The organism is Kitasatospora sp. NPDC023385 (assembly GCF_055664045.1).
On sequence record NZ_JBVOOL010000002.1, the window covers coordinates 529,990 to 550,577 of the forward strand.

General features: G+C 73.4%; 17 protein-coding genes. 7 read left to right on the forward strand and 10 right to left on the reverse strand.

The genetic code is table 11. The annotated features are described in order from the left end of the window. Nucleotides 1-49: 49 nt before the first annotated feature. On the reverse strand, nucleotides 50-823 hold the full coding sequence (locus tag AC0B61_RS05385) for a chitinase (RefSeq protein ID WP_471739273.1): 774 nt from the start codon (nucleotides 821-823) through the stop codon (nucleotides 50-52). Between the two features lie 169 nt (nucleotides 824-992). On the opposite strand from AC0B61_RS05385, the gene AC0B61_RS05390 reads away from it, so the two are divergent. After that, on the forward strand, nucleotides 993-2,936 hold the full coding sequence (locus AC0B61_RS05390; RefSeq protein ID WP_471739274.1) for a tetratricopeptide repeat protein: 1,944 nt from the start codon (nucleotides 993-995) through the stop codon (nucleotides 2,934-2,936). 42 nt (nucleotides 2,937-2,978) lie between these two features. Here the strand turns inward: AC0B61_RS05390 and AC0B61_RS05395 are convergent, their stop codons facing one another. Further along, nucleotides 2,979-3,173, reverse strand: coding sequence for a DUF6011 domain-containing protein (locus tag AC0B61_RS05395; RefSeq protein ID WP_471739275.1), 195 nt, complete (start codon nucleotides 3,171-3,173; stop codon nucleotides 2,979-2,981). Nucleotides 3,174-3,248: 75 nt separating this feature from the next. Here AC0B61_RS05395 and AC0B61_RS05400 point away from each other — a divergent pair, with 75 nt between their 5' ends. After that, nucleotides 3,249-4,016 (forward strand): TetR/AcrR family transcriptional regulator, encoded by a 768-nt coding sequence (locus tag AC0B61_RS05400; protein WP_471739276.1) that lies wholly within the window; start codon nucleotides 3,249-3,251, stop codon nucleotides 4,014-4,016. On the opposite strand, the gene AC0B61_RS05405 is transcribed toward AC0B61_RS05400, so the two are convergent. Further along, nucleotides 4,000-4,344 carry a winged helix-turn-helix transcriptional regulator gene (locus tag AC0B61_RS05405; protein ID WP_471739385.1) on the reverse strand — a complete coding sequence of 115 codons (345 nt, stop codon included), beginning with the start codon at nucleotides 4,342-4,344 and terminating at the stop codon, nucleotides 4,000-4,002. The genes AC0B61_RS05400 and AC0B61_RS05405 overlap by 17 nt on opposite strands. Nucleotides 4,345-4,513: 169 nt before the next feature. On the opposite strand from AC0B61_RS05405, the gene AC0B61_RS05410 reads away from it, so the two are divergent. Further along, a complete protein-coding gene (locus tag AC0B61_RS05410) occupies nucleotides 4,514-5,398 on the forward strand; it encodes an SDR family oxidoreductase (protein WP_471739277.1) in 885 nt (294 codons plus the stop codon). 133 nt (nucleotides 5,399-5,531) lie between these two features. Then, the gene (gene rarD / locus AC0B61_RS05415) at nucleotides 5,532-6,509 is read left to right on the forward strand and encodes an EamA family transporter RarD (protein ID WP_471739278.1); all 978 of its coding nucleotides are present in this window, start codon (nucleotides 5,532-5,534) and stop codon (nucleotides 6,507-6,509) included. Here the strand turns inward: rarD and AC0B61_RS05420 are convergent. The 3 genes from AC0B61_RS05420 to AC0B61_RS05430 are packed head-to-tail and all read right to left on the reverse strand — an operon-like array spanning nucleotide 6,499 to nucleotide 9,724. Then, nucleotides 6,499-7,371 (reverse strand): ABC transporter permease, encoded by an 873-nt coding sequence (locus tag AC0B61_RS05420; protein WP_471739279.1) that lies wholly within the window; start codon nucleotides 7,369-7,371, stop codon nucleotides 6,499-6,501. The genes rarD and AC0B61_RS05420 overlap by 11 nt on opposite strands. Next, nucleotides 7,358-8,476, reverse strand: a complete 1,119-nt coding sequence (locus AC0B61_RS05425; protein WP_471739280.1) for an ABC transporter ATP-binding protein — start codon at nucleotides 8,474-8,476, stop codon at nucleotides 7,358-7,360. The genes AC0B61_RS05420 and AC0B61_RS05425 overlap by 14 nt, the downstream gene beginning before the upstream one ends. 3 nt (nucleotides 8,477-8,479) lie before the next feature. Further along, nucleotides 8,480-9,724, reverse strand: a complete 1,245-nt coding sequence (locus AC0B61_RS05430) for a LolA family protein (RefSeq protein ID WP_471739281.1) — start codon at nucleotides 9,722-9,724, stop codon at nucleotides 8,480-8,482. Nucleotides 9,725-9,905: 181 nt separating this feature from the next. On the opposite strand from AC0B61_RS05430, the gene AC0B61_RS05435 reads away from it, so the two are divergent. Together AC0B61_RS05435 and AC0B61_RS05440 are read left to right on the forward strand one after the other, a co-directional pair. Next, entirely contained in the window at nucleotides 9,906-12,494 is a 2,589-nt protein-coding gene (locus tag AC0B61_RS05435) for a bifunctional FO biosynthesis protein CofGH (protein WP_471739282.1), read from the forward strand. Between the two features lie 196 nt (nucleotides 12,495-12,690). Next, nucleotides 12,691-13,806 (forward strand): ADP-ribosylglycohydrolase family protein, encoded by a 1,116-nt coding sequence (locus AC0B61_RS05440; RefSeq protein WP_471739283.1) that lies wholly within the window; start codon nucleotides 12,691-12,693, stop codon nucleotides 13,804-13,806. Between the two features lie 96 nt (nucleotides 13,807-13,902). Here AC0B61_RS05440 and AC0B61_RS05445 read toward each other — a convergent pair whose 3' ends face one another. The 3 genes from AC0B61_RS05445 to AC0B61_RS05455 form a co-directional block, all read right to left on the reverse strand. Continuing rightward, nucleotides 13,903-14,112 carry a DUF397 domain-containing protein gene (locus AC0B61_RS05445; protein WP_471739284.1) on the reverse strand — a complete coding sequence of 70 codons (210 nt, stop codon included), beginning with the start codon at nucleotides 14,110-14,112 and terminating at the stop codon, nucleotides 13,903-13,905. Then, on the reverse strand, nucleotides 14,109-14,972 hold the full coding sequence (locus tag AC0B61_RS05450) for a helix-turn-helix domain-containing protein (protein WP_471739285.1): 864 nt from the start codon (nucleotides 14,970-14,972) through the stop codon (nucleotides 14,109-14,111). Before AC0B61_RS05450 ends, AC0B61_RS05445 begins: the two co-directional genes overlap by 4 nt. Nucleotides 14,973-15,388: 416 nt before the next feature. Beyond that, nucleotides 15,389-16,129 (reverse strand): GOLPH3/VPS74 family protein, encoded by a 741-nt coding sequence (locus AC0B61_RS05455; protein WP_471739286.1) that lies wholly within the window; start codon nucleotides 16,127-16,129, stop codon nucleotides 15,389-15,391. 298 nt (nucleotides 16,130-16,427) lie between these two features. Here AC0B61_RS05455 and AC0B61_RS05460 point away from each other — a divergent pair, with 298 nt between their 5' ends. Then, nucleotides 16,428-18,806 carry a D-alanyl-D-alanine carboxypeptidase gene (locus AC0B61_RS05460; RefSeq protein ID WP_471739287.1) on the forward strand — a complete coding sequence of 793 codons (2,379 nt, stop codon included), beginning with the start codon at nucleotides 16,428-16,430 and terminating at the stop codon, nucleotides 18,804-18,806. A 107-nt stretch (nucleotides 18,807-18,913) separates the two neighbouring features. Here the strand turns inward: AC0B61_RS05460 and AC0B61_RS05465 are convergent, their stop codons facing one another. Next, nucleotides 18,914-20,449: a glycosyltransferase family 39 protein gene (locus AC0B61_RS05465; protein ID WP_471739288.1), complete on the reverse strand. Its 1,536-nt coding sequence runs from the start codon at nucleotides 20,447-20,449 to the stop codon at nucleotides 18,914-18,916. Nucleotides 20,450-20,588 lie beyond the last annotated feature (139 nt).

Below are 20,588 nucleotides of genomic sequence, written 5' to 3' on the forward strand. Positions count from 1 at the left end.
CCCGGCCGACTTCCTGCTCCCCCCATCCGCTGCGGCTCGGCGGCGCCGGTCAGCAGGAGAGGTTGCCGCCGCCGACGTCCGTGCCGAGGACGCCGACGAACGACTTGAAGAGGTTGATGCGGTCGTTGCGCTGGTCCGGGTTCTTGCCGTTGCACTCCAGGGAGCCGTTGATGCTGCGGATGGTCTCGCCGAAGCCCTTGTTGTTGACGATCGCGTCGTGGCCGGTCATCGTCCCGGCGCCGGTCTGGCTGTTCCAGAACCAGAGGCCGGTCTTCCAGGAGACGGCCGGGTTCTTCTCGACCTGGGAGGGGTCGTGCAGCAGGTCGATGTGCAGGGCGTCGCCCGCAGCCTTGTAGTTGAAGTTCCAGCTCAGCTGCAGCGGGCCGCGCCCGTAGTACGCGGACGTGCCGGCGGGACAGCCGTAGGGCTGCGAAGTGTCGCAGTAGTGCGGGTAGTTGGCGGTGTTCTGCTCGACCACGTACTTCAGGCCGCCGGTCTCGTGGCTGACGTTGGCGAGGAAGGCCGCCGCCTCGCGCTTGCGGGTGGCGTCGTTGCCGCTGGTGGTGAACTTCGGGTAGGCGCTCAGGGCGTCGACCAGGCCCTTGTACGTGTAGAAGGGATTCCGGTTCGGGAACATCTTGTTGAACTGGGACTCGCTGACCACGAACGAGCCGGCGGCGTTCGCCGGTGCGGTCTGGCCGGCCAGGGCGAGGGTGCTCAGGACGGCGGCGGAGGCCGCCACTGCCAGGGAACGCGAAAGCTTCACGGTGTCCTCGATTACTAGGGGAGGGTGGGCACTTCGCTCGCGAAGCACCCCGGCCATCGTGGTGGTCGGCAGTGGGGATCCGTACCCTTCGGAGGTCTAAACCACTCGTACGGGTCGTATCCGACCGAGGAGTTGGGCGAAACCGGCGCCCGGGGTGATCGCCGGGCCGTCGGGCGCACCGGATAGCCTCGTGCGGAGCGAGACGGTGCAACCGGGGGGTAAGGGCATGGGTGGTCACACCGACGACGCGGGCGACGAGCGTCTGGCCGCCGAGGGGGAGGTCGCGGTCGCCCGGCTCGCGATCCACTCCGGCGACCTCCCGCACGCCGCCGAGCACCTCTCCGACGCGATCCTCGCCGACCCCCAGCTGCCCGAACTGCACGAGGCACTGGCCGAGTTGTGCGCGGCGGCGGGCGGCCCGGCGGGCGCGCGCGACCTGTTCCCGCTGGACGGCGAGGTGTACCTCGGCACCGTCGCCTGCCGGGCCCACGTGGAGGCCGCCGCAGGGGACTGGGACGCCGCCGTCGGCCTGCTCGCCTCCGCCATCCAGTACGAGCCGGGCCGCCCCTGGGCGCACACCGCCTGGCTCGCCCGCGAGGACCTGCCCGGCCTGGTCGACCCGGACGCGGTCGCCCAGGCGGTGGCCCGCGCGGCCGGCGCCCTGCCCGACCCGCTCCCCGCCGAACTGGCCGAATCCGTCCGGCCCTTCGACACCTTCGTCCAGGCCGTGCTGGCCCGGCACGGCGACCACCCGCTCCTGCTGGCGATGGCCTCCGGCCTGACCCGCCGCCTCGGTGCCCCCGCCCGCGCCGTCGAACTCGCCGAACTGGCCCACCGGTTGGCCCCCGGCTACCTGCCCGCCGTGATGCTCGGCAACGCCCTGCGCTCGGACGGCCACCCGGAACGGGCACTCACCGTCTGGGAAGCCGAACTGGCGAGAGTCGCACCGGAGCGGGACAACTCCAGCAGCTACCTCGCCGTCGACGTCGCCGAGCTGTACGGCGCTCTCGGCCGCCCCGCCGAAGGACTGCCCTGGCTGGACCGGGTGCTCGCCACCGAGCCCGACCACCCCAAGGCGGCCCCGGCCCGGTACGGGCTGCGCCACGCCGTCGACGGCGACCCGGTCCACCTGCTCGGCCTGGCCGACCACCACCGCGCCCACCCCGACCACGAGTACGCCCAGGACCTCCTGGCCCGGCTGAGCCACCGCGAGCCCTGGCTCGGCATGGTCCCCGGCACCTCCGAGGCCACCGTCAACCTGCTGCACCAGGTGCTCGCGGCCGCCGACACCAACCGCGACACCGAGATCGACTGCACCGTCTCCACCCTCGAACCGCCCAGCTCGCGGCTCGCGCTCCACCTCGCCCTGCCGCGCTGCACCGTCGTCTACCAGTCCGTCGGCCACCCCGACCCCCGGCTGCCGCTGACCGGGACCACCCTGACCGGGACCACCACCCGGATCTGGACCTGGGACGGCACCGACCCGAGGCCCGCCGTCGCCCCGCCCGCCCCGGAGAGCGCCGAACTCGTCCGCGCCATCACCGGGATCGTCTGGCCGAGCATCCCGGCCGCCTACGACGAGGCCGTCCGCCTCGCCGGGCTGCCGCTCACCGACCTGCTCGGCGTCCTCGCCCACCCGCCGCAGCCGCGCGAGGACGAGCTCGGCCGCGCCCTGCTCGCCCACCAGCCCGAACTGTGGGTCCGCGCCGTCCAGTCCTTCGCCTGCCTCGGCATCGCCCACCACCGCACCGACCAGCCGTGGGACGGCTCCGAACGCCGCCGCGTCCTGCGCGACCTGCTGCTCGGGCCCGAGGACTGGGTCGCCGAAGCCGCCGGCCTGGCGCTCGTCGCGATCGGCTGGACCCACCCGGAGACCCGCGCCGACATCGCCGCGCTGCTCCGGACGCTGATGAACCACTGCGTCGACGCCCGGCACACGCGGGTGGTGACGGTCCTGAGCTCGGTGTGCCGCCTGGTGCTCGCCGCGCCCTGGATGCCGCCGGCCGACCTCGACCTCGCCCGGGCGGCCATCCGCGCGGAGCAGGCCGTCGACTCGGCCGGGGAGTCCGAACCGGCACCGGCTCCGGAGCCTGCATCAGCACCGGCACCGGCGCCGGCTCGCGAGCCGCAGCGCCCGGGCCTCCTCGGGCGGATCCTCCGCCGAGGCTGAGGGCACCTGCGCCCCCCGCGCCCCCCCCGCGCCCCCGGCGCGCTACCCGATGCCCGGCAGCGGGTCCTGGTCGACGTCGAACCGGGCGACCCGCTCCGCCGGGTCGCGGCACTCCGGCCCCAGCCGCAGCATCCGCGACTCGGGGTCGTGCAGCGGCCGGTGGCAGCGGCGGCAGGTCACCCGGGACCGGAGGGTCTGCGCGGTGTCCGTCCCGGGAAGCGGCTCAGGGCTGGTCATGAGGAGACGGTAGTCGCCCGGCGCCGGGGAAGACCCCGGTCGATGCGGGAAACGGTGCGTGACACGATGGCTCCCATGGCCACCGACCGCAGCAGCGCAGGAGATCCGGCGCGCACCCTCGCCCTGCTCTGGGGGCTCACCACCGAGGAGAAGCCCGGTCGGCGCGGGCCCCGGCAGGCCCGTTCGACCGGGGAGATCGCCGCCGCCGCCGTCGCCCTCGCCGACGCCGAGGGCGTGGACGCCGTCACCATGCGCCGGGTGGCGCAGGAGCTCGGGGTCTCCCCGATGGCGCTCTACACCTACGTGCCCGGCAAGGCCGAACTGCTCGACCTGATGCTCGACACCGTCTACGCCACGATGCCCCGCAGCGCCCCCGCCGGCGGGGACTGGCGGGCCAGGGTCACCGCCGTCGCGGACGACAACCGCGCGCTCCAGCGCGCCCACCCGTGGATCGCCGCCGTCTCCACCAGCCGCCCGCCGCTCGGGCCCGGGCTGATGGCCAAGTACGAGTACGAGCTGCGCGCCTTCGAGGGCACCGGCCTGCCCGACGTCGAGCTGGACGCCGCGCTGACCCACCTGCTCGGCTTCGTCCAGACCTGCGCCCGGATGGCCGCCGACGAGCGCGCCGCGCAGCAGGACAGCGCGATGACCGACGAGCAGTGGTGGGCCGCCAACGCCGACCTGCTCGCCCGGGTCTTCGACCCCGAGCGCTACCCGGTGGCCGCCCGGGTCGGCGCCGCGGCCGGGGAGGCGCACGGCGGCGCGTACGACCCGGACCACGCGTACGCCTTCGGCCTGGCCCGCGTCCTGGACGGGCTCGAAGCCCTCATCGCACGCCGGTAGCCCGCCCGTCGTACTCCTCGCGGGCCGCGAGGACGGCCGGCACCCGCCGCTCCGACCAGTGCGCCAGCGCGGCGACCAGTTCGGCCGCCTCCCGGCCGAGCGGGGTGAGGCTGTAGTCGACCCGGGGCGGAATCACGGGATGCGCCTCGCGCAGGACGAAGCCGTCCCGCTCCAGCGTCTGCAGGGTCTGGGCGAGCATCTTCTCGCTGACCCCGGAGACCTGCCGCCGCAGCTCGCTGAACCGGTAGCCCCGCTCCTGCAGCGCGCCGAGGACGAGGACGCCCCAGCGGCTGGTGACGTGCTCCAGCACGCCCCGGGACGGGCACATCCGGTCGAAGACGTTGGCGGGCGGAAGCTCGCGCACCTGCACCTGCTCACGGACCTGCTCGCTTACCTTCATGTTTGTACCCTACTTTGAAGTGCGTACTTTCGAAAGGTTAGTGCCACCCCTAAGGTGAGTTCCGAGGCCAGAACCCGCATCCCAAGGAGCCATCACCATGTACGTCGTCACCGGTGCCACCGGCCAGCTCGGCCGTCTCGTCGTCGAGGGCCTGCTGGCCGAGGTCCCCGCGAGCGAGGTGGCGGTCGCCGTCCGCTCCGCCGAGAAGGCCGCCGACCTGGCCGCGCGCGGCGTCGCCGTCCGCGTGGTCGACTACGACCGGCCCGAGACCCTGGCGGGCGCCTTCGCCGCCGGCGACCGGGTGCTGCTGATCTCGGGCAGCGAGGTCGGCCGCCGGATCCCGCAGCACCGGGCCGTGGTGGACGCCGCCAAGGCCGCCGGGGTCGCGCTGCTCGCCTACACCAGCGCGCCCGGCGTGGCCACCTTCCGGCTGGCCGACGAGCACAAGGCGACCGAGGAGCTGATCCTCGCCTCCGGTCTGCCGTACACCTTCCTGCGCAACGGCTGGTACACCGAGAACTACCTGGGCGACGCGGCCGGCACGGTGGCCCGCGGCGTGGTGCTCGGCAGCGCCGGGGAGGGCCGGATCGCGACCGCCCCGCGCCGCGACTACGCCGACGCGGCGGTCGCGGTGCTCCTCGGCAAGGGCGAGGACAAGGGCGACGGCAAGAGCGAGGGCGGCAGCCACGCCAACGCGGTGTACGAGCTGAGCGGTGACGCCGCCTGGAGCCTGCCCGAGCTGGCCGCCGAGCTGGCGAAGGCCTCCGGCGAGCCGGTCGGACACCGGGACGTCACCCCGGCCGAGCACCTGGCCGCCCTGGTCGGCGCGGGCCTGCCCGAGGGCTTCGCCGAGGTCCTGGTCGACGTGGACGCCGGCATCGCCCGCGGCGAGCTGGCCGGCACCCCGGGCGACCTGGCCCGGCTGATCGGCCGCCCGACCGTCCCGCTGGCCGAGTCCGTCCGCGCCGCCCTGAAGGCCTGAAAGCCCAGGTGGGGCGCCCGGATGTCCAGCATGCAAGCACTGTCATGACCAAACTCCGGAAACGGAGATGACAGTCCGCCCTCCCGCCCGCTACGGTCGCCTGGACCACACGCGCGCGGGAGGGCACTCGGCCATGCCACAGACGAACCAGCAGGACAACGGCCGGGGCCTCTGGTACGGCTTCGCGGCCTACGGCATCTGGGGGCTCTTCCCCCTGTTCTGGCCGTTGCTGGAGCCCGGCGCCGCCGACGACATCCTGGCCAACCGGATGGTCTGGTCCCTGGTCGCCGTCGTCCTGCTGCTGGTCGCCCAGCGGCACTGGAGCTGGATACGCCCGCTGCTGCGCCAGCCCCGCCGGCTCGCCATGCTGGCCGGCGCCGCCGCCGTCATCTCGGTCAACTGGGGCGTCTACATCTGGGGCGTCAACGCCGGGCACGTCGTCGAGACCAGCCTCGGCTACTTCATCAACCCCCTGGTCACCATCGGCTTCGGCGTCCTGGTGCTCAAGGAGCGGCTGCGGACCGCGCAGTGGACGGCGGTCGGCGTCGGCGCCCTCGCCGTCGCGGTGCTCACCGCCGCCTACGGGCGGCTGCCGTGGATCGCGCTGACCCTGGCGCTCTCCTTCGCCACGTACGGCCTGCTGAAGAAGAAGGTCGGGCTGAGCGGCCTGGAGAGCCTGGCGGCGGAGAGCGCCTTCATGTTCCCGTTCGCCCTCGGCTACCTCGTCTACCTGGAGGTCACCGGGCGCGGCACCTTCGGGCACACGGTGGCCGGATCGTACGGCTGGGGGCACTCCGCGCTGCTGCTGCTCAGCGGGGTGATCACCGCGATCCCGCTGTTGTTCTTCGGCGCGGCGGCCGTGCGCGTGCCGCTCACCGTGCTCGGGCTGCTGCAGTACCTGGCGCCGGTGTTCCAGTTCCTGATCGGTGTCGCGGTCTTCCACGAGTCGATGCCGCCCGCCCGCTGGGCCGGCTTCGGCCTGGTCTGGGCCGCGCTCGCGGTGCTCACCTGGGACGCGCTGCGCCAGGTGCGGGCCGACCGCGCGGCGCGGGCCGCGGCGGTGCCGCGGCCCGTACCGGCGGAGGCGCCCGAACCGAGCGTCACGCGCTGATGTCCCGGCTGGTGAAGCGCGCCCAGGCCGCCGCGCCGAACACGGCGACGTAGGCGGCCTGCAGCCCGAGGTCCTTCAGCACGCCGTCCCAGTACATCGGCTCGCGCAGCAGGTCCGAGAAGCTGAGCCAGTAGTGGGTGAACAGGAACGGCCGGATCGCGTCCAGCTGCGGGAAGGCGTCCAGGATCTGGACGGTGATCACCAGCCCGACGGTCGCGGCCATCGCCGCGATGCCGCTGCCGGTGAGCGTGGAGACGAACAGCCCGATCGCCACCAGCCCGGCCAGCGAGGCCGCGACCACCCCGGCGACCAGCACCGCACGCAGCAGCGCGTCGGCGAAGCCGATGGTGTCCCCGGAGATCAGGGTGACCTCGCCGAGCGGGAACAGCGCGGCGCCGGCGGCCAGCGCCGCCGCCGCGACCGCCGCCGTGGCGGCCAGGCAGAACACCAGCGCGGCCGCGAACTTGGCGGCCAGCAGCCTGGTCCGCCCGGCCGGGGCGACCAGCAGGTAGCGCAGCGTCCCGGTGGCCGCCTCGCCCGCCACCGCGTCCCCGGCGACCACGCCGACCGTCATCGGCAGGAAGACCGGCAGCGCGACGGCCAGCGCCGTGAACACCAGGAACAGCCCGTTCTGGGTGGTCTGCGCAATGAAGCTCGGGCCGCCGCCGCCCTCGTGCGGGCTGCCCGTGTTGAGCTTGACGATCACCCCGATCAGGACCGGCAGCACCGCCAGGATCCCCAGCAGCACCCTGGTGCGCAGCCGGCGGAAGGTCAGGTGCAGCTCGTTGCGGAACAGCGCCAGGAACCCGGCCGCCGTCAGCGGCCGTCGGCCACTGACGGCCACCGCCTCAGCCCGCGACATCGAAGCCCTCCCCGGTCAGCGCCACGAAGGCGTCCTCCAACGTTCCCCGCTCCAACCCGAAGCCCCGCACCCGCACCCCGGCCTCGACCAGCGCCGCGCACAGCTTGGGCAGCGCCTCGTCGTCCCGGTCGCCCAGCCCACCGTCCACCCGGCCTTCGCCGGACACCAGGCCGCTGACGCCGTGGGCGGCCAGCACCTCGGCGGCCTGCGCCACGTCCGGGGTGCGCACCACCAGCCGGCCCTGGGCCCGGGCGGCCAGCTCGGCGACGGTGCCCTGCACCACCAGCCGGCCCCGGGACATCACCGCCGCGTGGCTGCAGACCTGCTCGATCTCGTCCAGCAGGTGCGAGGAGAGGAACACCGTGGTGCCCTCCGCCGCGACCTCCCGGACCAGCGCCCGGATCTCCCGCATGCCCTGCGGGTCCAGCCCGTTGGTCGGCTCGTCCAGCACCAGCAGCTCGCGCGGCTGCAGCAGCGCGGAGGCCAGGCCCAGGCGCTGCTTCATGCCCAGCGAGTACGCGCGGGCCTTCTTGCCCGCCGCGGCGCTCAGGCCGACCCGCTCCAGCGCCGTGTCGACCCGCTGCCGGCGGGTGCGCGGGTCGGCGGTCGGATCGGCGGAGTCGAACCGCACCAGGTTGTCCCGCCCGGAGAGGTAGCCGTACAGCGCCGGGCCCTCGATCAGCGCGCCCACCCGGGGCAGCACGGTGGCGACGGACCGCGGCATGGGCTCGCCGAGGACGGCGGCCGCGCCCGAGGTCGGGGCGATCAGGCCCATCAGCATCCGGATGGTGGTGGTCTTGCCGGAGCCGTTGGGGCCGAGGAAGCCGAAGACCGAGCCGCGCGGCACGGCCAGGTCGAGGCCGTCGACGGCGAACTGGCCGCCCCGGAAGCGCTTGGTCAGACCGCGGGTCCTGATCACGTCGTCGGAGCGGGCGGGCGAAGCGGCGCGGGCAGGCGAAGCGGAGGGGGTGGGGGAAGCGGCGCGGGAGGGTGAAGCGGCGGGGGAGGGGGAAGCGGAAGGAACGGGAACGGGGGCCGGGCGCTGCTCGGCGCCCGTACCCCCGGCCGACTCCGTAACGTCCCCCGTTACGGGAGTCTCGGGCATCCGTCAGTTCACCCCGGCGGCGTGCTGCAGGACCGGCAGGGTGACCGCGCCGGCGAAGACCCGGCCGTCGTCGGTGAGCAGCACGTTGACGACCTTGGTGCCGATCAGGGTGCCGCCGTCGACCTGCTTGCCGAGCGACTTGATCAGCGCCTGCGGGTTCACCGAGCCGCGACCGCCGTGCTTGCCGCCGCCCTTGCCGGCACTGCCGCCGTCGCCCTTCGGCGCCTCGACCGCCCCGGCGGGCAGCTGCGCGGTGAGCACGGCCGTCCAGCCCTCGCCGACCACGTTCACGCCCTCGTGGGCCCCGGCCCCGGTGCCGCCCGGCCGGGCCCCGGCGGCCTTGGCCGCCCCGTCCGCCCCGTCGGCCTTCTTCTCCGTCACCTTGGCGCCCTTGGGCACGGTGAAGTCGAAGGTCTTGGCGGCCGGCTTGGCGAAGGAGACGTCGGTGAAGCGGACGTCCAGCACCGTGCTGCCGTCGGTGGACTTCGCCACCACGGCGAGCGGCACGCCGTTCTCGGCGGCCACCGCGATCCGGACCTCGGCGACGGTCGAGCCCTGCTGGGTCGGCTTCACGCTCAGCTGGTAGGCCTTCTGGCCGGCCACGTTGGCCGTGCCGTCGACGGTGACCGAGGTGGTGCCGGCGCTCCCGGCCAGGAACTGCCGGGCGGCTTCCTGCGGGGTGGTCGCCAGCCCGGCCTTCGGCGCCTCCGGGTGCCGGTCGCCGGCCCGGCCGGTCAGGTGCACGGCGCTGTTGGTCGAGCTGTCCCAGGCCCAGGACTGGTCGCCGTTGCGGACCACGGTGTAGCCGGCCATGTCCTCCATGAGGTCCACCCGCTGGTGGTCCGGGCCGTCCACCGCGACCCGCAGCGTCCGGTCGCCGCCGAGCAGGCCGAGCAGCTTGGCCTGCGGGTCCGCCGAGGTGTCCGCGCCCTGCCCGCGCCCGGCCGCCGCGCCGAGCCCGCCGGCCGCGCCCAGCAGCTGGCTGGGCAGGCCGAGGTCGGTGGTGACCGAGACCGTTCCCGACAGGGTCTGCGCCTCGGAGCCGAGCACCTTGGCGACGACCTGCTCCGCCGTCAGCGACGGCAGGTCCGGGGGCGCGTCGGCGGCCAGCGCGGGCACCAGCCCGACGCCGGCGGCGATCACGGCGGCCACCGCCACCGGCACCCCGGCGCGCACCAGCACGCGCCGTCGCGAGCGGTACGGCACGCCGCCGTCCAGGTCGTCCCCTGTCGCCGTCTCATTGGTCATGGCGTCCTCAACTCCTCTGCGAACACGTGCGCTTGGCCTTGCCCATCCATTAGATGGTGCCGGGCCCGCGCCGTCATCGCCCTGTAGGGCCAGATCATGTTGGCCTTCTCGGGTATGCCGACCCTGAGGCGGCCTCAGGGTTGCTCCTCCCGGAGTACCACCCCTGACGTAGGGTCGCGCCATGGACGGAACCGCCATGGACGCGAGCAACCCCCCGACCGCGAACGCGATGCGCCGCGCCCTGCGCCGTGCCCGGGACGGCGTCGCCCTCGACGTGACCGAGGCCGCCGTACTGCTGCAAGCCAGAGGCGAGGACCTGCGCGACCTCTGTTCCGGCGCCGCCCGGCTGCGCGACGCCGGCCTCGAAGCGGCCGGCCGCCCCGGCGTCATCACCTACTCCAAGAGCGTCTTCATCCCGCTCACCCGGCTGTGCCGCGACAAGTGCCACTACTGCACCTTCGCGACCGTCCCCGGCAAACTGCGCCGCGCCGGCCACGGGGCGTTCATGTCCCCCGACGAGGTGCTGGCAGTGGCCCGCCGCGGAGCCGAACTCGGCTGCAAGGAAGCCCTGATCACGCTCGGGGACAAACCCGAGGACCGGTGGCCCGAAGCCCGCGAGTGGCTGGACGCGCACGGCTACGACGACACCATCGCCTATGTGCGGGCGATGTCGATCCGCATCCTGGAGGAGACCGGCCTGCTGCCGCACCTCAATCCCGGGGTGCTGGGCTGGACGGACTTCCAGCGGCTCAAGCCGGTCTCCGCCTCGATGGGCATGATGCTGGAGACCACCGCCACCCGGCTGTGGAGCGAACCCGGCGGCCCGCACTTCGGCTCCCCCGACAAGGAGCCGGCCGTACGCCTGCGGGTGCTGGAGGACGCCGGACGCAGCTCCGCCCCGTTCACCAGCGGCCTGCTGATCGGCATCGGCGAGACGTACGAGGAGCGCGCCGAGTCACTGTTCGCGCTGCGCAAGGTCTCCCGCGCCTACCACGGCATCCAGGAACTGATCCTGCAGAACTTCCGCGCCAAGCCGGACACCGCGATGCGCGGCATGCCGGACGCCGAACTGGACGAACTGGTGGCGACCGTCGCGGTGGCCCGGCACCTGCTGGGCCCGACCGCCTGCCTCCAGGCCCCGCCGAACCTCGTCGACGGCGAGTACGAGCGGCTGATCGCCGCCGGCATCGACGACTGGGGCGGCGTCTCCCCGCTCACCCCCGACCACGTCAACCCCGAGCGCCCCTGGCCGCAGATCGAGCTGCTGACCGAACGCTCGGCGGCGGCCGGCTTCGCACTGCGCGAACGCCTCGCCGTCTACCCCGAGTACGTGCGCCACGGCGAGCCCTGGCTGGACCCGCGGGTGCTGCCGCACGTCCGCGCCCTGGCCGACCCGCAGACCGGGCTCGCCGACCCGGACGCGGTGGTCCGCGGACTGCCCTGGCAGGAGCCCGAGGACCTGCCGGAGTCGTACGGCCGGACCGACCTGCACACCGCCATCGATACCGAGGGCCGCACCGGCGACCGCCGGGCCGACTTCGAGGACGTCTACGGCGACTGGGACGTGCTGCGCGAACAGGTGCTCACCGCCGGCGCGCCCGAGCGCCTCGCGGGCGACCTGCGCGAAGCCCTGGCGGTGGCCGCCGACGACCCGACCCGGCTGACCGACGACCAGGCGCTCGCCCTGTTCCACGCGGACGGCCCCGCCCTGGACGCGCTCTGCCGGATCGCCGACGACGTGCGCCGCGCCGCCGTCGGGGACGAGGTCACCTACTGCGTCACGCGGAACATCAACTTCACCAACGTCTGCTACACCGGCTGCCGCTTCTGTGCCTTCGCCCAGCGGCGCACCGACGCGGACGCCTACACCCTGTCGCTGGAACAGGTCGCCGACCGGGCCGCGCAGGCCTGGGAGGTGGGCGCCACCGAGGTCTGCATGCAGGGCGGCATCCACCCGGACCTGCCCGGCACCGCCTACTTCGACATCGCCCGCGCGGTGAAGGAGCGGGTGCCCGGCATCCACGTGCACGCCTTCTCGCCGATGGAGGTCGTCAACGGCGCCAGCCGCACCGGCCTGTCCATCCGCGACTGGCTGCAGCAGGCCAAGGAGTCGGGCCTGGACAGCATCCCCGGCACCGCCGCCGAGATCCTGGACGACGAGGTCCGCTGGGTGCTCACCAAGGGCAAACTGCCGGCCGCGACCTGGGTCGACGTCGTCACCACCGCGCACGAACTGGGCATCCGCTCCTCGTCCACGATGATGTACGGGCACGTGGACACCCCGCGGCACTGGCTCGGCCACCTGCGCCTGCTCGCGCAGATCCAGCAACGGACCGGCGGCTTCACCGAGTTCGTCACCCTGCCGTTCATCCACACCAACGCCCCGGTCTACCTGGCCGGCATCGCCCGGCCCGGTCCCACCGCCCGGGACAACCGCGCGGTCGTCGCGATGGCCCGGCTGCTGCTGCACCCGCACATCCCCAACATCCAGACCAGCTGGGTCAAACTGGGCACCGAGGGCGCCGCCGACATGCTCCGCTCCGGCGCCAACGACCTCGGCGGCACGCTGATGGAGGAGACCATCTCCCGGATGGCGGGCTCGGCGTACGGGAGCTACAAGTCCGTGCGCGACCTGCAGGCGATCGCCGACCTGGCGGGCCGCCCGCACCGCCAGCGCACCACCACCTACGGCGAGGTGCCGGCCGAGCGCCGGGCCGCCGCCAAGGCCTCGGACGGACACCTGCCGAAGCTGCTGCCCGTCCTGGACTGACCACGGGGCCCCGACCGCCGCCCCCGCGGGCGGCGGCCGTGTGTGTGGGGCGTGTGGGCGGGCGACGGGCAGTCCGTGGGCACCGGAGTTCGAGGGATGCCGTCGATCCGTACGGGTGGTCGAAGTACAGTGCGAGGGCGCGCGACCGGCCGATCGTCGTGCGGTCCCCCACCCCGACGAAAGGCGCCCCGTCGTGATGCCACTGTGGTCACGCGCCCAGCAGCAGGACTACCGCAGCCGGGTGCGGGGCTGCCTGCTCGGCGGGGCCATCGGCGACGCGCTCGGCGCCGGCGTCGAGTTCGACGCGCTGGAGAAGATCCGGGCCCAGCACGGCCCGCAGGGCGTCACCGGCTACGCCCCGGCGTACGGGCGCACCGGCGCCGTCACCGACGACACCCAGCTCAGCCTGTTCACCGTCGACGGACTGATCCGTGCCCACATCCGGCGCGACACCGGCAGCTGGCACCCGCCCACCGACCTGCACCTGGCCTACCTGCGCTGGGCCGCCACCCAGCGCGACTGGGGCCCCGACGAGCGCCGCCCCGACCTCGGCTGGCTCGGCCGCGAGGAATGGCTGTACGCCCAGCGCGCCCCCGGCCAGGGCTGCCTGTCCGGCCTCACCGGGCCGAACGCCGACCGCCTCGGCACCCTGGAACAGCCCAAGAACCCGCACTCCAAGGCCTGCGGCACCGTCGTACGGGCGGCGCCGTTCGGTCTGCTCACCACCTGGGAGCCGGGCCTGGTGTTCCAACTCGCGGCGGAGTGCTCGGTGCTCACCCACGGCCACCCCACCGGCTACCTCGCGGCCGCCGCCTTCGCCGTGATCGTCCAGTCCGTCGCCCGCGGCGGCACCCTGGAGGAGGGCGTCCACCTCGCGCTCGCCCTGCTCTCCGAACGGCAGGCGCACGAGGAGACCACCGCCGCGCTGCGGGGCGCCCTGGACGCCGTCCGGGCCGGCGAACCCTCCGCGGAGCGGGTCGAGGCGCTGGGGGAGGGCTGGGTCGCCGAGGAGGCGCTGGCGATCGGGGTCTACTGCGCGCTGGTCGCCCACGACGTCCGGTCGGGCCTGCTGCTCGCCGTCAACCACTCCGGGGACAGCGACTCCACCGGAGCGATCTGCGGCAACCTGCTCGGCGCGCTGCACGGGGACACCGCACTGCCGCCGGGCCTGGTGGCCGGCGTCGAGGGGCGCGCCGCGATCCTCGAACTCGCCGACGACTTCGTGCTGGAGCTGATGCACGGAAGCGAACTGCACGACCGGCGGACCCAGGAGGGCGCCAACTGGTGCGCCCGGTACCCGGTGGTGGGCTGAGACCGGGACCGGCGGTCGCCCGTGGCGTCGGCCGGCGCCCCCTCGGCGGTGGCCGACGCCACGGACAACCGGTCCGAGACGGCTCCCGCGCCGGCGTCAGGGGCTGCCGAAGGCGCCCGCGGCCGCCGCCGAGGCGAAAGCGTTCCAGGCCTCGGTCGAGAAGCGCAGGTGCGGGCCGAGCGGGTCCTTGGAGTCCCGGACCGCGACCGCGCCCCCGGCTGGTCCGGCGACCTCCACACAGGCGCCTTGGCCCCCGCTGTGACTGCTCTTGCGCCATCGGGTTCCGTACTCGGACGGGGTGATCATGCGTTGAATTCCTTTTCGATGTCGGCTATCAGCGACCGGCTCTCCGCGACACCGAGTGCGGCCGCTCTCAGGTAGTCGTAGAGACCGGTATAGCGGCGCACATCAGCCTCCTTCTCCAGGTAGAGATCGCTCGTCACACCTTCGAAGTAGACAACCGTCGAATCGGCTGACTCGGGGAACTCCAGCAGGGAGAATGTCCCGGTCATGCCGGGGTGGGCGCCGTGCGAGAACGGGATCACCTGGATGGTGATGTTCGGGCGATGGCTCAACTCCAGCATCTGCCGCAGCTGGGCGGCCATCACCTCCCTGCTGCCGACCTCGCGGCGCAGCACCGCCTCGTCTATCACGGTCCACAGGCTGCCCAGCTGGTCCTCCCCGTGGACGCGCTCCTGGCGCTTCATCCGGACCTGCACCCGGCGCTGCACCGCGACGGCGTCGGTGTCCGGCTGGGTGCCCTCCACCACGGCCTGCGCGTACCGCTCGGTCTGCAGCAGGCCCGGCACGAAGGAGGACTCGTACGCGCGGATCGAGGAGGCCTCGGCCTCCAGGCCGATGTAGACGCTGTACGGAGTCGGCATGTCGTTGAAGTCGTGCCACCAGCCGCGCTGACGCGACTCCTTGGCCATCTCCATCAGGCTGGCGCGCATCTGGTCGTCGGGCACGCCGTACACGTCGCAGAGGTCGCGCACGTCCCGCTGGCTGATGCTGCGGCGGCCGTTCTCCAGCCGGCTGATCTTCGACTGGGAGACCATCAGCCGGCCGGCGACCTCTTCCGCCGTCATGCCGAGGCCCTCGCGGAGCTTGCGCAGCTCCGAACCGAGGCGTCGGCGACGCACGGTGGGATTGACGTTGGCGGACACTTCGACCTCCGGCCGGACCTCTGGTGATCGTTGGAGCGGCAGTCCTCGGAACACTTCGGACATTGGGACCAACCCCCCTGACTTGGAGCAGCATGACACCTTGGCCCAGGTCGGCGCCGGGGAATCCCTGCAGCGCGGTAGTACAGATCATCGGAAAAGCGCTTCCGCGAGACAGCGAAAGCCCCCAGGTGGTAATGCGGCTCAGCGACTTGGACAACTTCGGACAGGCAGCGCGGCGTCCGGGGACGGCAGAGGGGCGGTCGCCGGGCGACTTGCGTCGCGGGGCGACCGCCCCTGGGTGCTGCCGGTGGTGCGGTGCTGCCGGAGGTGCGGTGGTGCTGGTGCTGCGGTGGTTCTTCAGTGCTCGTAGTGCTCGTAGTTCTCGTCAGCACTCTTCAGGATGCCGTCCGCTCCGGTCATCGGACGCCGACCCGGGAGTCGGGAACCCGCCCGCCCGAACCCCGGCCCGCCGTACGGGCGCCGGAGCGGCCGGTGGCAGGCCCCGGGCTCTGGGCAGAACGGTTCTGCTGCGCCGGCAGGCCGTTCTGCACGTCCATCACGGCGTGCGCGACCATCCCGCCGAGCGGGTCGTACCGGATCAGGTCCCGCAGCCGGGACCGCGAGGACCGGCCCTCGTTGCCCGGGTACAGGTGCTTGCCCAACCCGACCGAGTGGGCGAGCGCGGCGAGCGCGGCCGTCCGCGGATCCGGCGGCACACCGGTGCGGATCGCGGTGTCCAGCCGTTGCTTGATCGCGCCGTTGGTGCAGTCGTCGGACGCCTGGTACCGGATCGTCGGAAGCACCCCGCACACCTGGCCCGGCACGGCCGTGACCATGCCGCAGCGTTCCAGGTGCGCCAGGTAGGTCTGCCGCAGCCCCAGCCGGGGCCCGCCGATCCAGTGCGCCGCGCGGACCGGACTGCCGCGTCGGCGCAGCAGTTCCAGCGCGTGGTCAAGGGTCGGGTCGCCGGTCGGCCGTGCGAGTACGACAGCGATCCGGTCTCCCTCCGGTACGATCCGTCCGGCCAGGGACAGCTCGACGAGCTGTGCCCCGGCGAGTCCGAGGTCGAGGGTCTGCGGCTGCGCCGTGGTACCCGTGGTCGGGTCCAAAGCGAGCAGCAAGAGTTCCTCGGGAACAGTTCTGCGGCTCTTGCCCATCCAAGCCTCCCCGCGTGGATGAGAGACAGGGTGACGCCTCTCACACGGGCTTGTCGAGTACGCCTCCGAATCGTGACCTTGCGGTGAAGGCGCGGAACCGGCGGCCACGGGCCCGGCGTCTGACCGGTGAACAGGCCGTGGTGCGCCCGTGCGATCGCAATAAGCGCCGGTCGGGCGGGGTGTGCGCGGTGGGATCGGCCGTCGGTGCCGGAGACTGTACAGGTACACGGGGCGGGGCGTCGGCTTCCCGAAATCGGGTTCGCCGGTGCCCCGCCGGGCGTTGAGGAGGCTGGGATACGTGGGCAAGTCCCCCGACAGGGTGCTGAGGGACGGCGAACGGGAGCAGGACCTGGAACGCGAACGGACCGGTCCGGCGGCGGGCGCGGAGACCGGTACCGCCGAGTCCGCGGAGCACGGCTCCCGCCCGGCTGCTGCCGGGGCGTCAGCCACGGCCGGCGCCGAGGCGACCACCGCCGAGACCTCCTCGGACACCGCTGCGGAACCCGCCCCGGACGACGCCGCAGAGGCGCCTGCGGAGGCGCCTGCGAAGGCGTCCGCCGACGCTCCGGCGGCGGGGGCCAAGGGCGGCTCGACGGTACAACTCCGTGTCCAGGATGTGGACAGCAAGACGACGATGCTGCGGCTTCCGGTGGACAACAAGACCACCGCGCTCCGGCTGCCCGACGAGCTGGTGAAGGATGCCGGCAAGGGGAGTTCGGGTGGTGAGAGGGAGAAGGGGAAGTCCTCGTCGGCGTCCGACGGGATGAAGGCGCCCACCGAGCGCCCCGCTGCCGCTGACCCGCGTCTCGCCATGCGGACGTCCGAGGCAGTGGCGGCGGAGAAGGCCGAGAAGGCTGACGAGGCGGACAGGGCCGACAAGGCGGGGACGGTCGAGAACGCCGAGGACACCGAGGACAGTAAGGACAAAGGAGACAGCAAGGACAGCAAGGACAGCAAGGACAGCAAGGACAGCAAGGACAGCAAGGACAGCAAGGACAGCAAGGAGACCGAGGCGGCCTCCGTCGAGGCTGCTCCCGCCGACGACGCCGAGCCCGTCACGCTGACCACGACCGGGCAGCCTGGTCAGAAGTCGGGCCCGACCGGGAAGTTGGAGAAGCCCGAGCCGCCACGCACCCCTGCCGCCCCCGCGGCCGGCACCGTGCCCGAGCCCCCGGCGCCCCGGCCCCTCCCCGAGCCCGAGCCGGCGCCCGTCCCGGAGCCGCAGCCGAAGCCGGCCCCCAAGCCCGAGCCGAGCCCGGCGCCGGCCCCGAAGCCGCTGCCCGAGCCGGACCCGCGACCGGTGCCGCCGGTCCCGCCGCTGCCCCGGCCCGAGCCGATGCCGAGGCCGGAGCATGAACCGCAGCCGGAGCAGGAGCCGGAGCCGCTGCCCTCGCCCGAGACCACGGCCGAGGCGATGGAGGTCCTGGCCTCCCTCAACGCCCGCCCGGTCTCGCCGCTGCGCCGCGCCCTCAAGCGGGTGACCATCTGGACGGTCTTCCTCGCCGTCGTGCTCGGCGCGGCCGTGGTGGCCCAACTGCTGCGCCCGCTGCCGGACACCACGACGAAGATGACCGCCACGGGCAGCTACACCTTCACCGGCGACCAGCTCGACCTCGCCTGGCCCGCCAGGGGCCAGTCCACCGCCGAGGTGGTCGGCGTCGGCAGTCTCGGCAGTTCGGGCCAGGAGGCGCCGGCGCCGATCGCCAGCGTCACCAAGGTGATGAACGCCTACCTGATCCTGCAGAAGTTCCCGCTGAAGAAGGGCGAGAGCGGCCCGACGATCACCGTCGACAAGCCGGCCGCACAGGAGTCCGGCAACCTCGACGAGTCCCGGGTGGCGCTCACCGAGGGCCAGTCCATCACCGAGTACCAGGCGCTGGAACTGCTGATGCTGCCCTCGGCCAACAACGTGGCCCGGCTGCTCGCCCGGTACCACTCCGGCTCCGAGGAGGCGTTCGTCAAGCTGATGAACGACACCGCGGCCAAGTTCGGCATGACCAACACCATCTACGCGGACCCGGCGGGCTTCAACTCCGACACCAAGTCCACCGCCAAGGACCAGCTGAAGCTGGCCGAGCAGGTCATGCAGAACGAGATCTTCCGGCAGATCGTCTCCACCCCGGAGACCAACTTCAACAACGCGAAGATCCGCAACACCAACAACCTGGTCAACCCGAAGACCGGCGTCATCGGCGTCAAGACCGGCTCCAGCACCCCGGCCGGCGGCTGCCTGATGTGGGCCGCCTACAAGGACATCGGCGGCGTGAAGCGGCTGATCCTCGGCGTCACCCTGGGCCAGCCGGCCACCTCGCCCCGGGAGGGCGACGGCATCCTGGACACCGTGCTGAAGGTCAGCGGCAAGCAGATCCAGGCCGCCCAGAACGGCCTGACCGGCCAGACCGTGGTGAAGAAGGGCGACGTCGTCGGGTCGGTGGACGACGGGCTCGGCGGAAAGGTCCAGGTCGTCGCGACCAAGGACCTGGTGGTGCCCGGCTTCCCCGGCATCTCCGGCACGGTCACCCTGGACGCGGCGAAGGTCGGCCACAGCGAGCAGGCCGGCAAGGAGGTCGGCGTGCTGCGGGTGGGCGCGGGCGAGAACAAGGTGGAGGTCCCGGTGGCCCTCCAGTCCGACCTCAAGCCGCCGTCCATCCAGTCCCGGCTGGTGCGCACGCTGTGAACGTCCCACCGCTGAACCGCTGAACGAATGCCGAAGGGGAGCCGGTCCGTACCGGCTCCCCTTCGGCATTCGCGCCTGTGCGCCTGTGCGTCTGTACGCCTACGTGCCTACGTGTCGCGGTCGAGCAGCGCGAGCGTGAAGCCGCCGAGGGCGGTCACCTGGTCCGGGTCGCCGTACTGGGACCGGAGCACCTGCGCCTGGTCCGTGGGCATGGCGGCCAGCGGGTCCGCGGTGTCGCCGAGGACCAGCAGCCAGACCCGCGACCCCGTGCCCAGGCAGGCCTCCGGCCGCGGGCAGGGCGCCGGCGACAGGTCCTCGGCGTCGTCGGCGCTCTGTGCGACGAACACCGGGTAGGGGCGGACGTCCGACGGCAGGTAGTAGCTGACGCCCGGCCAGACCATCGCCCAGGACTCGTCACCCAGCGGGGCCGCCATCCCGTCCCCGGAGCGGTAGCCGGAGGCGATCGTCCGGGCGGCGGCCTTGAACGGCTCCTCCGAGCCGTTGTGCGAGCCCACGTACCGCACGGCGGGCTGCTCGGGCAGCGCCGCCACGGCCGGTACGGCGAGCAGCCCCACGGCCAGCAGCCCGGTCGCCGCGAGCGCCCTGCGGGGTGCCCGGCCGCGGCGCGCCAGGGCCGTGACCGCGCCGTACACCGCCCCGGCCCCGCCCCCGGCCAGCACCGCCCAGGCGGGCACCGTGAACAGCAGGTACCGGCCGAGGAAGTACGAGGTGCCGCCCACGCGCGACACCAGCCAGACGCCCACCACCGGCAGCTCGGCGAGCAGCAGCACCTGCCAGGCCTGCAGCCGCCGGCCGGGCAGCGCCAGCGCCGGGAGCGCCAGCAGGACGAGGGCGTAGAACGCCAGATCCGAGCCGACCAGGTGCTCGCCGAAGCGGAGCAGGCCGCGGAGGGACGGGGTGGGTATCCAGCCCAGTTGCCGGTTCGACTGCCGGCTGCCCAGCAGCACCACCGGCAGCACCGGCAGCGCCGCCACCGCGACCGCCAGCGGGTACTGCCACAGCAGCCGCCGGTCCGCCGCCGGCCGGCTCCGCCACAGGTGCAGCGCCACCAGGGCGACCTGCCCGGCCACCGTGCTGAACGAGACCAGGTGCCCCACGCCGGCCAGCGCCATGGCCACGCAGTACGGCGCCCAGCGGCGCCAGGTCGGCCGCTCCAGCGCCCGCAGCAGGAAGAGGGCGGCGGCCGCGATCGCGCAGGTCACCAGCGCGTACGAACGCGCCTCCTGGGCGTACCGGGAGACCTCCGGCGGCACCGCGAACAGCAGGCCGGCGCCGATCGCCGCCACCCGGTTGCCGAACAGCCGCCGGGCGGTGAGCGCCACGAACGCGGCCGCCCCCGCCATGGCCAGCACGGACGGTATTCGCAGGGCCACCGTCGAGTCGCCGAACACCGAGGTCCAGCCGTGCATCAGCAGGTAGTACGCGCCGTTGCTGGCGTCTATGTGCTGCAGCAGCCGCAGCAGATCGCCCAGCGAGCGGGTGGACACCGTCGCGGTCGCGATCTCGTCCCGCCACAGGTCCGGCGTCCCCAGCCGGTACCCGCCCACGGCCAGCATCACCACCGCGGGCCACCACCACACCTGCCCCAACAGCCGGACGACCGGGCGTACCGCAGGTCTCATCGGGTCCTTCGTCTCCTTCTCGCGGCGTGCCGGGGCGGGGCGAACACTTCCGGGCAGGCTACTTGACCCGTCCTGACACCCCGTCGGCGCCCGCACCCCCGCCCGCACCCCGCTCCCCACCCCGCCCACCACCCTGCCC